Annotated in this window: 12 protein-coding genes; 8 read left to right on the top strand and 4 right to left on the bottom strand. The window is 60.5% G+C overall.

All coding sequences use genetic code 11. The annotated features are described in order from the left end of the window. Window positions 1-166 precede the first annotated feature (166 nt). The 4 genes from LU682_RS07715 to LU682_RS07700 all read right to left on the bottom strand — a co-directional run bounded on the left by LU682_RS07715 (window position 167) and on the right by LU682_RS07700 (window position 3,241). A complete protein-coding gene (locus LU682_RS07715) occupies window positions 167-484 on the bottom strand; it encodes a DMT family transporter (RefSeq protein ID WP_000539741.1) in 318 nt (105 codons plus the stop codon). 58 nt (window positions 485-542) lie between these two features. Then, window positions 543-806: an EexN family lipoprotein gene (locus tag LU682_RS07710; RefSeq protein ID WP_000717310.1), complete on the bottom strand. Its 264-nt coding sequence runs from the start codon at window positions 804-806 to the stop codon at window positions 543-545. Window positions 807-838: 32 nt separating this feature from the next. Then, window positions 839-1,744, bottom strand: a complete 906-nt coding sequence (locus tag LU682_RS07705) for a LysR family transcriptional regulator (protein WP_000405670.1) — start codon at window positions 1,742-1,744, stop codon at window positions 839-841. Window positions 1,745-1,837: 93 nt separating this feature from the next. After that, window positions 1,838-3,241: an efflux transporter outer membrane subunit gene (locus LU682_RS07700; protein WP_000078291.1), complete on the bottom strand. Its 1,404-nt coding sequence runs from the start codon at window positions 3,239-3,241 to the stop codon at window positions 1,838-1,840. Between the two features lie 100 nt (window positions 3,242-3,341). Between LU682_RS07700 and LU682_RS07695 the strand changes: the two genes are divergently transcribed. The 8 genes from LU682_RS07695 to LU682_RS07660 all read left to right on the top strand — a co-directional run bounded on the left by LU682_RS07695 (window position 3,342) and on the right by LU682_RS07660 (window position 12,332). Then, complete coding sequence (locus LU682_RS07695; RefSeq protein ID WP_023093369.1) at window positions 3,342-3,983, top strand: TetR/AcrR family transcriptional regulator; 642 nt, start codon at window positions 3,342-3,344, stop codon at window positions 3,981-3,983. Then, the gene (locus LU682_RS07690) at window positions 3,980-5,146 is read left to right on the top strand and encodes an efflux RND transporter periplasmic adaptor subunit (RefSeq protein ID WP_003092290.1); all 1,167 of its coding nucleotides are present in this window, start codon (window positions 3,980-3,982) and stop codon (window positions 5,144-5,146) included. The genes LU682_RS07695 and LU682_RS07690 overlap by 4 nt, the downstream gene beginning before the upstream one ends. A 24-nt stretch (window positions 5,147-5,170) precedes the next feature. Beyond that, the gene (locus LU682_RS07685) at window positions 5,171-8,275 is read left to right on the top strand and encodes an efflux RND transporter permease subunit (protein WP_003092293.1); all 3,105 of its coding nucleotides are present in this window, start codon (window positions 5,171-5,173) and stop codon (window positions 8,273-8,275) included. Further along, window positions 8,272-8,703: a DMT family transporter gene (locus LU682_RS07680; protein WP_000055206.1), complete on the top strand. Its 432-nt coding sequence runs from the start codon at window positions 8,272-8,274 to the stop codon at window positions 8,701-8,703. Before LU682_RS07685 ends, LU682_RS07680 begins: the two co-directional genes overlap by 4 nt. A 15-nt stretch (window positions 8,704-8,718) precedes the next feature. After that, on the top strand, window positions 8,719-9,339 hold the full coding sequence (locus LU682_RS07675; RefSeq protein WP_000837791.1) for a DUF3313 family protein: 621 nt from the start codon (window positions 8,719-8,721) through the stop codon (window positions 9,337-9,339). Continuing rightward, entirely contained in the window at window positions 9,336-10,493 is a 1,158-nt protein-coding gene (locus tag LU682_RS07670; protein WP_000063629.1) for an MlaE family ABC transporter permease, read from the top strand. The genes LU682_RS07675 and LU682_RS07670 overlap by 4 nt, the downstream gene beginning before the upstream one ends. A gap of 5 nt (window positions 10,494-10,498) precedes the next feature. Next, the gene (locus LU682_RS07665) at window positions 10,499-11,311 is read left to right on the top strand and encodes an ABC transporter ATP-binding protein (protein ID WP_024944155.1); all 813 of its coding nucleotides are present in this window, start codon (window positions 10,499-10,501) and stop codon (window positions 11,309-11,311) included. 91 nt (window positions 11,312-11,402) lie between these two features. Next, a complete protein-coding gene (locus LU682_RS07660; protein ID WP_000433686.1) occupies window positions 11,403-12,332 on the top strand; it encodes an MlaD family protein in 930 nt (309 codons plus the stop codon). Window positions 12,333-12,380: the final 48 nt, after the last annotated feature.

Here is a 12,380-nt window from a genome sequence, read left to right as displayed (position 1 = left end):
ATGGGTGCTCCCACCGCCTTACGCGCACTGGCTCGAACTCTCCCGAGGCGCCGGCAAGCTCGTCACATAGCGACTAGAGAGAGGAGGTGACCGTACGAGTTCCCAGCGCCCGATCCACTCTGGGAGCTGGGTCGCCTAGCGACTACGCTACCAATGGAGCTAGCGATCAACTCGATAACTTGAGCGTGATAACGCCCAGGATGATCAACGCCACGCCAAGGTATCGCATCAGGGAGGTTGGGTCGCCATAGAAATGAATTCCGACTAAGAAAGTTCCCGCCGCTCCGATACCCGTCCACACCGCATAAGCAGTCCCAATCGGTATCTGACGCTGAGCAAGCCATAGGAAGGCGCCGCTAATTGTCATGAAAGAGACGGCTACTGCGACCCCACTCCAACGCGATGTTGGCTCTTGCGCCATTTTCAGCCCGACCGGCCATCCGATTTCAAACAATCCAGCCAAAACAAGATAGATCCAACCCATTGCGATTCTCCTTCAAATTTTTCATATCCGGCATACATACTCCGGCATGACCACCAGCTTAGAACTTCGGCGGCTCTTTAGGCGTGGTGTGGGGCACATCGCCATCTTCGTAAAAGCGCTTTCGCGTAGCCTCGGCAACCCGGTTACATAGTTGGTCGCCCAGCATTGGTCGATCCAACTTGCATTGCTTGCGCAACTCTTTCAGACGCTCAGGATTGAGCGCTAATTCATCGACTGTCGGAAGGTTGGCTTTATCTGGTTTCCCAGATGGGCTGCAGGCTGCCAATGTCGAGGAAAGCAATATGAGAGCAATCTTCTTCATGGTTAATTTTCTTTGGGAGATTGTGTGATGGTTTACCGCCGACCTTTGGCATCTGGAGATTTGATCGAATGAACGCGTTCCATGAAGCGAGTCAGCATTTCTGACGGCTCGCTGGCCGGCCGTAGTAGATAGGTCGTGAGCATTGGCGAACGTCCAGTCAGCGGCCGTGCGACCACCCCCTGTTCCCTGCTGGCTGTGATATGCGCGCCTCCTGTGAGGCCTAGTGCAAGTCCCGCCGAAACCAGGACCATCATTAGATCGCTGGAAGTCACGCGTTCGGCAATCAGTGGCTCTATGTCCACGCGACGTAGCACCCGTTCAACTTGCCGAGCATGGCCCTCACACGCCACCGCGTCGCAGAGCACCAGCGGATACCGCAACAGCTCTTCTAGGGGAATCTGTTTGTGGGATAGCAAGGGGTGCCGTGCGGGCACAGCTACCATCAGAGGGTCACTCCACACCGGCACGGCGATGATGCCTTCGCCGACTTCATCCGATTGAGCGAAGCCGAGATCGTACAGTTCGCCACACAATCCCTTGATTTGCTGTGCCAAAGGCACCTCGAAGAAGCGAACTTCCACTTCCGGCTCTTCCTGCCGGCAGAGCGCCAACAACGCAGGCAGGCGCGATGGCGTGATTCCATCAGACAATGCAATACGGAGCTGGCAATGAAAGCCATTGGCTGCGGCGTTCACACTGTCGCGCGCCTGCTGCAAAGCTGCGAAGACACGCGGCACGCTCTCAAAGAAGAGCCTGCCCGCACGAGTCAAGCGGGTGCTCCGAGTGGTTCTCGCAAATAGCGCTACGCCCAACTCTTCCTCAAGTTCCTTGATGGCGCGCGACAGCGGCGATGTCTCTATGTGGAGGCGCTCTGCGGCTCGGGCAAAGTGCAGCTCCTCTGCCACCGCCAGAAAGTAGCGCAGGTGTCGAATTTCCATGTTCGCATTCCTCATCACTCAGGCCTCACCACCTTCGCCTTGCGTCACGCTATTTAGCTAGCCTTCGCAAGCTGCTCCAGCATGTTTCTGCGATCAAACAGGAGAGCCGGATAATGCTTTTGCCAGGACGCCCCATTGCATGGCTGTCTCGGCCCGCGTGCGGATCAGCGAAGCCTGCGCTGACAGCACCCCGGCCTCAGCCTCGGCCACCACCGTGGCGTCCACTTGTCCCGCCTCGAACAGACGTCGGCTGCGATCGAGCTGACGCTCCGCGACTGCGACACCCTCGGCCTGATGCTCCAGTGCTGCGTGCTGCGTATGCCAACCGAGATATGCGTTCTCTACGTCCTGCAAAGCACTCAACAAAGTGCGCTCGAACTCCGCACGGGCAGCTCGGCTGCGCGCCTCTCCGGTCTCGATGCCGGCACGGATCGCGCCACCATCGAAGATCGGCAACGACACCCCGGCCCCAAGTGAAAAAATGTTTCCAGTGATGCGGGTTCCCACACTCTCTACGCGCTGCCGTCCGCCGCTCAGGTCCAACACCAGCCTGGGGAAGCGTTCGCCTTCGGCTGCGTTCCAGCGCGCGGTTTCGGCGGCGAACTTCGCTTCGGCGGCGCGCACGTCGGGCCGCTCACTCAGCAGGTCCGCAGGTATGCGTGTCGGTGTCCAGTCCGGGACGGCGAGCGACGCAAGAGTTGGGGAAGCTGCAGGCGCTCCGGGCGTTTGTCCCACTAGTACATCGAGTGCATGCGTCGCCTCGCCGCGCGCACGCCGCAGTTGCTCTTGCTCCACGCGCAGTGCGACGACGCCGGCGCGGGTACGCTCGATGTCGAAGCCGGTAGCTTGTCCGGCCTCGAACTTCCGTTGCATCAGCAAGACGAGTCGTTCTGCGGATGCCAGCCGCGCCGCGGCTAGCGCTTCGAGCTCACTGGCTTGGCGCTGCTGCACAGCCGCCGACACTGTTTCAAACGCGACCTGCCACCGCGTGGCAACCCACGCTTGTTCGGCTGCCACCGCATCCAGGCGCGCACCTTCTGCTGCCTGCGAAAGCCGTCCCGACAGGTCTGCCTCCCACGATGCGGACAACGTGGCGCGGCCATCATTGCCGATTGCAACGTTCTCTGAATAGTCGCGTCCTCGAGTTGCCTGCGTGCCCGCGGACAACGAGGGGAGCAGGGAGGCCCGTGCTCGCCGCGTGGCGGCCGATGCCTCGTCCACGCGCGCTCGCGCAATCGTCAGTTCGGTATTGCGCTCCAGCGCCGCCCGGACCAAGGCATTGAGGTGCGGATCGCCGTAGGCCGTCCACCAATCGACGGGAAGAGTACGGCGGGACGATTTGTCCAAGATGCCTTCACCTCCCTCTTCATTTGAGAAATGGGCCGGTACATCCAGGCGAGGTGGATCGGCAGAGTGCGGGGCATGGCTGCAGGCCGCAAGAAGCAGTAGCGGAGAAATCATGGCAATGAGGCGATAGCGTTCAAGAATTTGAGACATGGCAGCTCCTTGCGTTCCGAAAAAGTCTTGACGGACTGTTGTATGGCTTCTACTATACCGTCTGGACTGTATATGACTCAAGCTTTTTTGGAGCACGACCATGCCGCCCCGCGCGAAAACAAAGTTGCCCCCCCCGTCCACTGCCCATAGCAGCGCCGATGCGCAGCCCGGCCTCCAGCAAGGAGCCCAGCGAACTCGCGACCGCATCCTGCAGGCCGCCCGCGAACTGGTGCTGGAGGAAGGTGCCAGTCGCTTGACACTGGACGCCGTCGTTGTGCGGGCCGGGTTGAGCAAAGGGGCGTTTCTCTATCACTTCAAGACCAAACGCGATTTGTTCGTGACACTGATCGACGAGATGATCCGGGCGTTCGACGCGGTACAAGCCAATCACGAGCGCAGGTTTGCCGGAGATCCGGACCCCTGGCTGTCGAGCCAGGTGGAAGCGATGCCCGACGACGAGATGCAGAAGATGGGCGCAGCGCTGCTCGCGGCAGCTGCGGAAGATCCAACACTTCTCGACCCACTGCGCGAGTGGTACCGCGTGCAGTACGAACGCGTGCGTCGATCCCCGCGTGGCACCGAGACCGCGGCACTCATCATGCTGGCATTGGATGGCGCCCTGTTCGCCGATCTTCTGGGTTTGCCAATACTCGCACCCGCAGAGCGGCGGCATTTCTTTCGGGCGCTCCAGGATCTCGCCTCGGGCCATCTCGAACTTGTCCCGGCAAAAGGACGCACATGAGTCGCGTCCGTAGCGGTGTCATGACCGCGTGCGCACCGCGCTCCTTGGCGGTTGCTTGCACACTATCCATTTCGACTCTGCTCTCAGGGTGCGGAAACTCGCAATCCACCGTATCCGAGCCTCCGCGCGCAGTGAAGCTCGCCGCCGCGCAGTCGGATCTCCCGCATAGCTCTCGCATCGAATTGACTGGCTCGGCGCGAGCAACCGAGCGCAGCATCCTAGGATTTGAAACAGGAGGACGGATCGCCAAGTTGAACGTCGACGTGGGTGAACGGTTCTCCCGCGGCCAAGTCCTGGCAGAACTTGATGCGCAACCTGACCGGCTTCGCGTGACACAAGCGCAAGCATCCCTGGCGGCCGCCGAAGCCGGCCTGATGGATCGACGTGTACAGACAGATCAACAGCGCCGGTTGCTCGAAAGCGAAGTCATCTCCCCTGCTGCGTTCGAGAGCGCGAAGGCGCAGCTAGCGGTCGCAGAGGGTCAAGCGCGCACTGCCAAGGCGGCGCTTGGCCTGGCCGAACGAGCACAACGTGGCACGATGATCGTCGCTCCTTTCGATGGTGTCGTGGCGGAAAAGCTGGCTTTGGCGTTCACCGACATTGCTGCTGGTGCGCCGGTATTTCAGGTCGACGGCGTGCGCAGTGGCACTGAGATCATCGCGAACGCGTCTACTACACAGGCACCTCACATAGATGTCGGCCAACGCGCAGAACTGAGCTGGAGCGGAGCCGAACAACCAATCCGAGCGGTGGTACGTCGTGTCGGTCTGCGCGCCGAAAATGGCTCGCTCCTACCCGTGGTGCTAGTGCCTGAAGATAACGCGCAAGCGCGCGCACTTCGGCCAGGTATTCCCGTACAGGTCGTGCTCGACGCACCTGCGGCAACCTCCAAGACCTCTCGGCCCGAGACTGTATCCATACCTTATGCCTCGCTGGTGCTCGGCACGAAGCCGGGCGAGGCTTCCGTCTTCGTCTACACCCCTGAAGATAAGAAGGTGCACCGTCGCGCGGTGCGCTTCACGCCGGTACAGGAAGGAGACAGCGCGCGCGTCCTCGCTGGACTCAAGCCCGGCGAGACGGTGGTTGCCGCCGGAGGAGGATGGCTCACCGATGGACAGCCAGTGACACCACTGGAAGCCACCACTCAATTGACCAAGCGCTAACGCGATCCACCAGGTTACTTCATCATGAAGATCACCGAGATGGCGCTGCGCGCCAGTCGACTTACCTACTTTGTAGCGCTCATCATTTTCGTCGCCGGCATCGCGACCTTCCTGAATTTTCCTTCTCAGGAGGAGCCGACTGTCACGGTCCGCGATGCGATGGTCACGGCGTTGAACCCGGGGCTGCCCGCCGAACGCGTTGAGCAACTCATTGCCCGGCCGATCGAGGAGCGCTTGCGCGAACTGGCAGAGGTCAAGCGCGTGACGAGCACCGTGCGCGCAGGCAGCGCCATGATCCAGGTCACGATCTGGGACCGCTACACCGACTTGGCACCGATCTGGCAGCGCGTCCGGGCCAAGGTCGCCGATTCGAAGGATGCCTTACCACAGAGCACGATGGGGCCTTTCGTCGACGAAGACTTCGGCCGCGTCGCGGTTGCCTCGATTGCGGTCACTGCACCAGGTTACTCCATGAGCGAGATGCGCGTCGCGCTCAAGCAGATGCGCGACCGCCTGTACACCGTGCCTGGTATTGAGCGCATCACTTTCTACGGCCTGCAGGAAGAGCGCGTCTATCTCGAATTCGATCGGCCTAGGCTCGCGCGATTGGAGCTGACACCACAGGGGGTGATCGACCAACTCGTCAAACAGAACGTCGTCGCTTCGGGTGGACAAATTGTTGTCGGCGGCATCAATGCAACCTTGGCGGTCAGTGGCGAAGTGCGTGACGCTCCCTCCCTGCGAGCAATGCCGATCGCGCTGCCACGACCGCAAAGTAGTACGGCGCCCGTGCCGACGATCGCATTGGGTGAACTGGCGCAGGTGAGTGTGCGGCCAGCCGATCCGCCGGAATCTGCTGCCATCTACAAAGGCCAGCCCGCTGTCGTCATGGCGGTTTCGATGGCCTCCGGTCAGAACGTGGAGCAGTTCGGAAAAGCGCTCAAAGCACGGGTTGCAGACCAGGAGAAGCTGCTGCCGGCGGGTTTCGATCTGTCATACGTCACTTTCCAGGCCGATGTCGTCAAGCACGAGATGGGCAAAATGAACCACGTCATGATGGAGACGATCATCGTCGTCCTCGGTGTCGTCGTGCTATTTCTCGGTTGGCGCACCGGGATCATCGTGGGCATGATCGTGCCGTTGACGATCCTCAGTGCACTCATCGTCATGCGCGCGATGAACATCGAGCTTCAGAACGTCTCGATGGGCGCCATCATCATTGCGCTCGGCTTGTTGGTGGACAACGGCATTGTGATTGCCGAAGACATCGAACGCCGCCTGGCCGGTGGCGAAGATCGTAAGCATGCCTGCCTCGAGGCGGGCCGCACGCTCGCCATTCCGCTGCTCACGTCCTCGCTCGTGATCGTGATCGTGTTCTCGCCGTTCTTTTTTGGCCAGAACGCCACGAGCGAGTATCTGCACAATCTCGTGGTCGTGCTGGCACTGACGTTGTTCGCTTCGTGGCTGCTGTGCCTGACTGTCACGCCCCTATTGTGCTACCACTTCGCCAAACCCCATCACAAGCAGGAGCAGGGCGACGCCTATGACACCCGCTTCTACCGTGGCTACCGGCGCGTACTGGAGTGGGTGCTCCACCATAAGGCGGTCTATGTAGCGTCGATGATCGCGGCGCTTGCCATTGCGCTGTATGGCTTCACCACCCTGCCGTACGATTTCATGCCCAAGTCCGACCGGCTTCAGTTCCAGATTCCGGTGCAGCTCGCCCCCGGTACCGACTCGCGCGAAACGCTCGCCCGCGTGAAGCAGATCAGTGGTTGGCTGGGCGACACGAACATCAATCCAGAAGTCTCCGATCACATCGGCTACGTCGCCGATGGTGGCCCGCGCTTCATCCTTAGCCTGAATCCACCACTGCCGGCATCGAACATCGCGTACTTCGTTGTCACATTGAAGCCGAAGAGCGACATCGACGCCGTCCTCGCCCGCACCCGCAGCTACTTTGCGCAAGCACATGGCGACGTGCGCGCCGAGCCCAAGCGTTTCTCGCTCGGTGCGACCGAGTCAGGGACTGCCATTTATCGCGTCAGCGGTCCGGATGAGGAGGTATTGTTGGGGGCCGCGTCCAAAATCGAAGCAGCGCTGCGCAAGCTGCCCGGCACCATCAACGTCAAGAACGATTGGGATACGCGCGTTGGCCGCATCGACGTACGGGTCGACCAGGACCGCGCGCGTCGGGCGGGCGTGACGACTGAAGACATCGCTGGCGGGCTGGATGTCCGCTACAGCGGCAGATCGATCTCGGTTATTCGCGACGGTGACACCTCCGTCCCGATCGTCCTGCGCAGTATCGTAAGCGAGCGTCGCAGCACGGCAGACGTAGGCGCGACGCTCATCTATCCCACCAACGGCGGTCCAGCGGTGACGCTGGCTCAGGTCGCAGACGTATCGCTCGCGAGCGAGCCCTCGGTCATCCAACGGCGCAATCTCATCCGCACGATCACCGTGCAAGGACAGAACACCTCTTACACCGCCCAGGAGATCATCAACCGCCTGGCGCCTAGCGTCGCTGCCCTGGACCTGCCCGCGGGCTACTCGGTTGAACTTGGCGGCGAGATCGAGGAAGCCGCCGAATCGAACGCCGCGCTGTCGACCTACATGCCCCTCGCATTTCTGGCGATGCTGATGCTGTTCGTATGGCAGTTCAATTCTTTCCGCAAGCTCGGTGTGATCCTCGCGACGATCCCTTTCACGCTTATCGGCGTGGTATTGGCTCTGAAGCTGACCGGCACACCTTTCAGCTTCATGGCGACCTTCGGCGTACTGGCCCTGTTCGGGATCATTGTCAACAACGCCGTGCTCTTGCTGGAACGCATCGACCAGGGGCTAGCGGAAGGCCTGCCACGCCATGAAGCCTTGGTTGGGGCCGCGATACAACGGCTTCGTCCAATCGTGATGACCAAGGTCACCTGCATTTCGGGACTGGTGCCACTCATGCTCTTCTCCGGACCATTATGGAAAGGGATGGCGATCGCGATGATCGGTGGGCTGGCACTCGGAACGCTGGTGACGTTGGGCTTGATTCCGCTGCTTTACGAAGTCCTGTTTGGAATCAAGCGAATTGGGCCGTGGAACCTGAGTGTCGCCACCGCGCATGGAGATCGCTCATGAGTCTCTTGCGAGCCGCCGCGTGCTGCGCATTCTCAGAATTCGTATGCACCCACGCTTCATGCGTATGTCTCGCTAGGCTTATGCGATTCAGCACCCATCCGCTGATCTGGAAATCCTGGTCGATTGTCATTGCCGCAGGGGTTCTAGGAGCGGGCTATCCACTGGGCCTGCGGGCCATCACGGCGGGCGGTCCGATGCGCTGGGTCGGCCTCTGTGTGGCAGTGACGTGCATGGCGGCCAGCGGCGCACTTTTGTGGTTCGCGCTCAAGCGGATTCCGATCAGCGCGGCCTCTGCAGCCTGGGCAGGAATCGGGCTACTTGGAAACTTGGGCGTCGGCGCCCTCCTACTAGGCGATGTCGCATCGGTAACGCGCTGGTCTGGCACCGCCCTCATCGCAGCAGGCATTGCCTGTCTTAGTTTCGTTTGATCAAGGAGACCCATTATGAAGAGCAAAACTGCATTGATCCGCGGCGGCATCTTTTTTTGCGTAGCAGGCGCGCTCTCTGGATGCGCGACCAACAGCATGACGCGCTCCGGATTTCTCGGCGACTACGAGAAGTTATCGCCGACACGATACGAGAACGTACTGATGTACCGCGCAGCGGGATTCGAGCCCAAGCGTTATGCCGCTGTCGTGGTGGAAGAAGCGCAGATCAAGACCGCCTCGGGTCGCATCGATGGGCTCGATGACGCGCAGCAGCGCGAAGTGCTAGACCATGTGACGAGCGAACTGAAACGCCAGGAAGGCAAAAGTCCCGCCCCCCCAGGTGGCGCGGGACAGGTTCGGGTGCGTGTAGCGGTCACCGAACTGCAGACACCGAATCGGGCAGTCAATGCAATGACGACCCTGCTGGTTGGACCCGTGACGACGGGTGGTGCCAGCCTAGAGTTCGAAGCAGTCGATTTAAGGACGGGACGCCGGGTTGCTGCCGCCAGTTGCTTCGAGCGCGGCAACGTCATTAAAGAGTTCGCCGGTTCGTACACATTGCTGGGTCATGCCAAAGCGGCGATCACGAACTGCATCGAGCGCATCGACAGCGCTTGGCGGGACACGCAGCCATGAGCAACGCTTCACAGGCTTGGCTCCGGCAGGATGCCATGGTCGGCGGTGATCACAAATGGCTGGCGGGTGGCGACTGGACGATAGAGCACTACGCCAGTCTGGCAAAATCCGTGTCCGCCGCCCGCATCAGTCATGCCGAGGGGTACGCCACTCCCTTACTCGACTGGACGCAAGTCCAGAGACTGGACACCGCCGGCGCGGCTCTGCTGGTGGAAATTCTCGGGCCAGACTCGATACTCGACCGGCCGGAGGCAGCTCCAAATCTGTCCTCGGATCGCCTCGCCCTAATGAGAGCGCTGGCCGCCGCTGCTACCGATCAGCAGAAGACGGAGAAAGCAGCGGTGAGCGGGAATCCTCTGCTCCGCGGTCTGGGACGCATAGGCCTGACCTTGGAACAGGGCTGTCGTGCGTGTCTTGGTCTGGCCGGGTTCGTGGGCCAGATCATCGAAACATGGAGCCGTACCGTTCGTCACCCGCGTCGCTGGCGCGCGACCTCGGTGATCGCTCAAATCCAGCGATCAGCGGTGGACGCCATTCCCATCGTGGCGCTACTGAGCTTCATGGTAGGAATGGTGGTGGCGTTCCTGGGAGCAACGGTGCTGGCCAACTTCGGTGCGAGCATCTTCTCGGTGCATCTGGTCGCCTTCTCGTTCATGCGCGAGTTCGGAGTGCTGCTCCCGGCCATATTGATTGCAGGCCGTACCGCAAGCGCGTACACCGCCCAAATCGGTTCGATGAAGGCAAATGAAGAGATCGATGCGCTTCGCTCCAACGCGCTCGACCCCATCGAGTTACTGGTGCTGCCACGCGTGCTGGCGCTTCTTGTGTCCTTGCCACTGCTCACCTTAGTAGGCATCTTGGCTGGCATTGCGGGCGGCGCCACCGTATGCGCACTGAGCTTGGAAATTCCTCCCGCACAGTTCCTTGCCATCGTGCAGGAAAAAATCGAGGTGCGCCATTTTCTTGTCGGAATGAGCAAGTCCCCGCTCTTCGCGGTGATGATCGCCGCTATCGGCTGCCATGAAGGGTTCAAGGTCGCCGGTAGCGCTGAGTCGGTAGGCGACCACACGACGTCTAGTGTCGTGCAATCAATCTTCATGGTGATCCTGATAGACGCCATCGCTGCACTGTTCTTCATGGAGATGGGCTGGTGAGCGCGGTGAAGCAAGACACCGACAACGGTGTGCGACACGCTATTGAAGTGCGCGGCCTGGACAACAGGTTTGGAACCCAGCAGGTCCATCAGGACCTAGACCTGGACGTGCGGCGCGGGGAAATCCTTGGCGTGGTGGGAGGGTCAGGCACCGGGAAATCCGTGCTCTTGCGTAGCGTCGTCGGGCTGCAGAAGCCGCATTCGGGCGTGGTCCGTATCGGGGGGCGCGACCTACTGCGAGCCCAATGGCTTGCGCGCGCGCGTATGGAGCGAAGGTTCGGCATTCTGTTCCAGAAGGGCGCGTTGTATTCATCGCTGACCGTCTTGGAGAACGTCGCTCTTCCTTTGATCGAGCATGTCGGTCTGGCGCGGCCTCTTGCCGAGCGTTTGGCAAGAAGCAAGCTGGGCTTGGTGGGGTTGCCTGCCGGAGCGGGAGACAAGTATCCGGCCTCGTTGTCCGGAGGCATGGTGAAACGAGCAGCACTGGCGAGAGCCTTGGCGCTTGATGCGAACATCCTGTTTCTTGACGAACCCACCGCAGGACTGGATCCAATCGGGGCTGCATCTTTCGACCAATTGATTCTGACCCTGCGCAATGCACTGGGCCTCACGGTGTTTCTGGTAACCCACGACCTCGATACGCTGTACACCATATGCGACCGTGTCGCGGTCCTGGCGAACCAGAAGGTACTCATCAACGACGGCATCGAGGCAGTCGAGCGCTTCAAGCACCCGTGGATACAGGAATACTTTCACGGCCCCCGTGGCCGTGCGGCCGCACAGGCCACTGGTGCTTCCAGCCAAGAGACGCAGCCATGAAACCCCTCCGCATCTGCATCATTCTTCCGTCGCGCACGCATTGGGCTGGGCGCACGCAATATTTAAACTCTGAGAACGAGGTGGTCTGATCATGGAACCACGTGCCCATCATGTATTCATTGGTCTGTTCGTCGTGCTGCTCGGTGCGATTGGTATTGGCTTCGCGCTTTGGCTCAGCGACACACGTTCCGACCACGATTACCAGTATTACCGGATTATGTTCGATGAGCCAGTGACCGGGCTTACGCCCGGCAGCCAGGTTCAGTACAGCGGAATCACGATTGGCGAAGTCGTTGCACTTTCTCTTTCACCGCGAGACCCAAGGCGGGCGATAGCGCGCGTACGCATCAATGCCACCATCCCGGTCCGGCAGGATACCCGCGCTGAATTGGTCATCACGGGAATTACCGGCAACGCGGTGATCGAGTTGAGCGACGGTGGGCCAAACGTGCCATTGCTGGATCGGAGAGAGGACGAGGAACCGTTGATCCTCGCACCACGTTCGGCGATGGCATCCCTGGTCTCCGGTGAGGGGAACAGCATGACGACACTCAACGGCATCTTGCTGCGCACGCAGGAGTTACTGTCGAAGGAGAATTTGGCTCTTGTGCACCGCAGTCTGGTGAATCTTGAACAGACCACGGGCGCGGTCGCTGACCAGAGGGCCGAGATCGCGACGTTAATCAGCAATCTGACCGAAGCAAGCAGAGAATCGACAGCTGCCGTGCGCCAAGCAAATAGCACTCTTCGCGATGCCAACCTGCTACTAAATAACGATGGTAAGCAAATCATGGTGAACACGCGTGATGCAACGGCATCCCTCGAACGCGCCGCTTTCAGGGTTGAGACGCTACTGCAAAACAATCAGGAATCGCTGAACCAGGGCTTGGCCGCCACAGGTCCTGCCATGCACGAACTCCAGCAGGCGCTGGCCAATCTAAACACCGTGCTGCGCCGACTGGATCGCAATCCGGCGCAATACCTGCTCGGTGGAGAGAACATTGAGGAAACCAAGCCGTGAACACTTCCGCCAGGATGATTCCCGTCGCTGCCGTGACTATGACGCTAG

Origin of the sequence: Pseudomonas alloputida, from assembly GCF_021283545.2 — a bacterium.
Classification (GTDB): domain Bacteria; phylum Pseudomonadota; class Gammaproteobacteria; order Pseudomonadales; family Pseudomonadaceae; genus Aquipseudomonas; species Aquipseudomonas alloputida.
This window is presented reverse-complemented; position numbering and strand designations above follow the sequence as displayed.

Coding starts and splice junctions, on each gene's coding strand:
- LU682_RS07715 (WP_000539741.1), bottom strand. CDS start 484: ATGGGTTGGATCTATCTTGTTTTGGCTGGATTGTTTGAAATCGGATGG.
- LU682_RS07710 (WP_000717310.1), bottom strand. CDS start 806: ATGAAGAAGATTGCTCTCATATTGCTTTCCTCGACATTGGCAGCCTGC.
- LU682_RS07705 (WP_000405670.1), bottom strand. CDS start 1,744: ATGGAAATTCGACACCTGCGCTACTTTCTGGCGGTGGCAGAGGAGCTG.
- LU682_RS07700 (WP_000078291.1), bottom strand. CDS start 3,241: ATGTCTCAAATTCTTGAACGCTATCGCCTCATTGCCATGATTTCTCCG.
- LU682_RS07695 (WP_023093369.1), top strand. CDS start 3,342: ATGCCGCCCCGCGCGAAAACAAAGTTGCCCCCCCCGTCCACTGCCCAT.
- LU682_RS07690 (WP_003092290.1), top strand. CDS start 3,980: ATGAGTCGCGTCCGTAGCGGTGTCATGACCGCGTGCGCACCGCGCTCC.
- LU682_RS07685 (WP_003092293.1), top strand. CDS start 5,171: ATGAAGATCACCGAGATGGCGCTGCGCGCCAGTCGACTTACCTACTTT.
- LU682_RS07680 (WP_000055206.1), top strand. CDS start 8,272: ATGAGTCTCTTGCGAGCCGCCGCGTGCTGCGCATTCTCAGAATTCGTA.
- LU682_RS07675 (WP_000837791.1), top strand. CDS start 8,719: ATGAAGAGCAAAACTGCATTGATCCGCGGCGGCATCTTTTTTTGCGTA.
- LU682_RS07670 (WP_000063629.1), top strand. CDS start 9,336: ATGAGCAACGCTTCACAGGCTTGGCTCCGGCAGGATGCCATGGTCGGC.
- LU682_RS07660 (WP_000433686.1), top strand. CDS start 11,403: ATGGAACCACGTGCCCATCATGTATTCATTGGTCTGTTCGTCGTGCTG.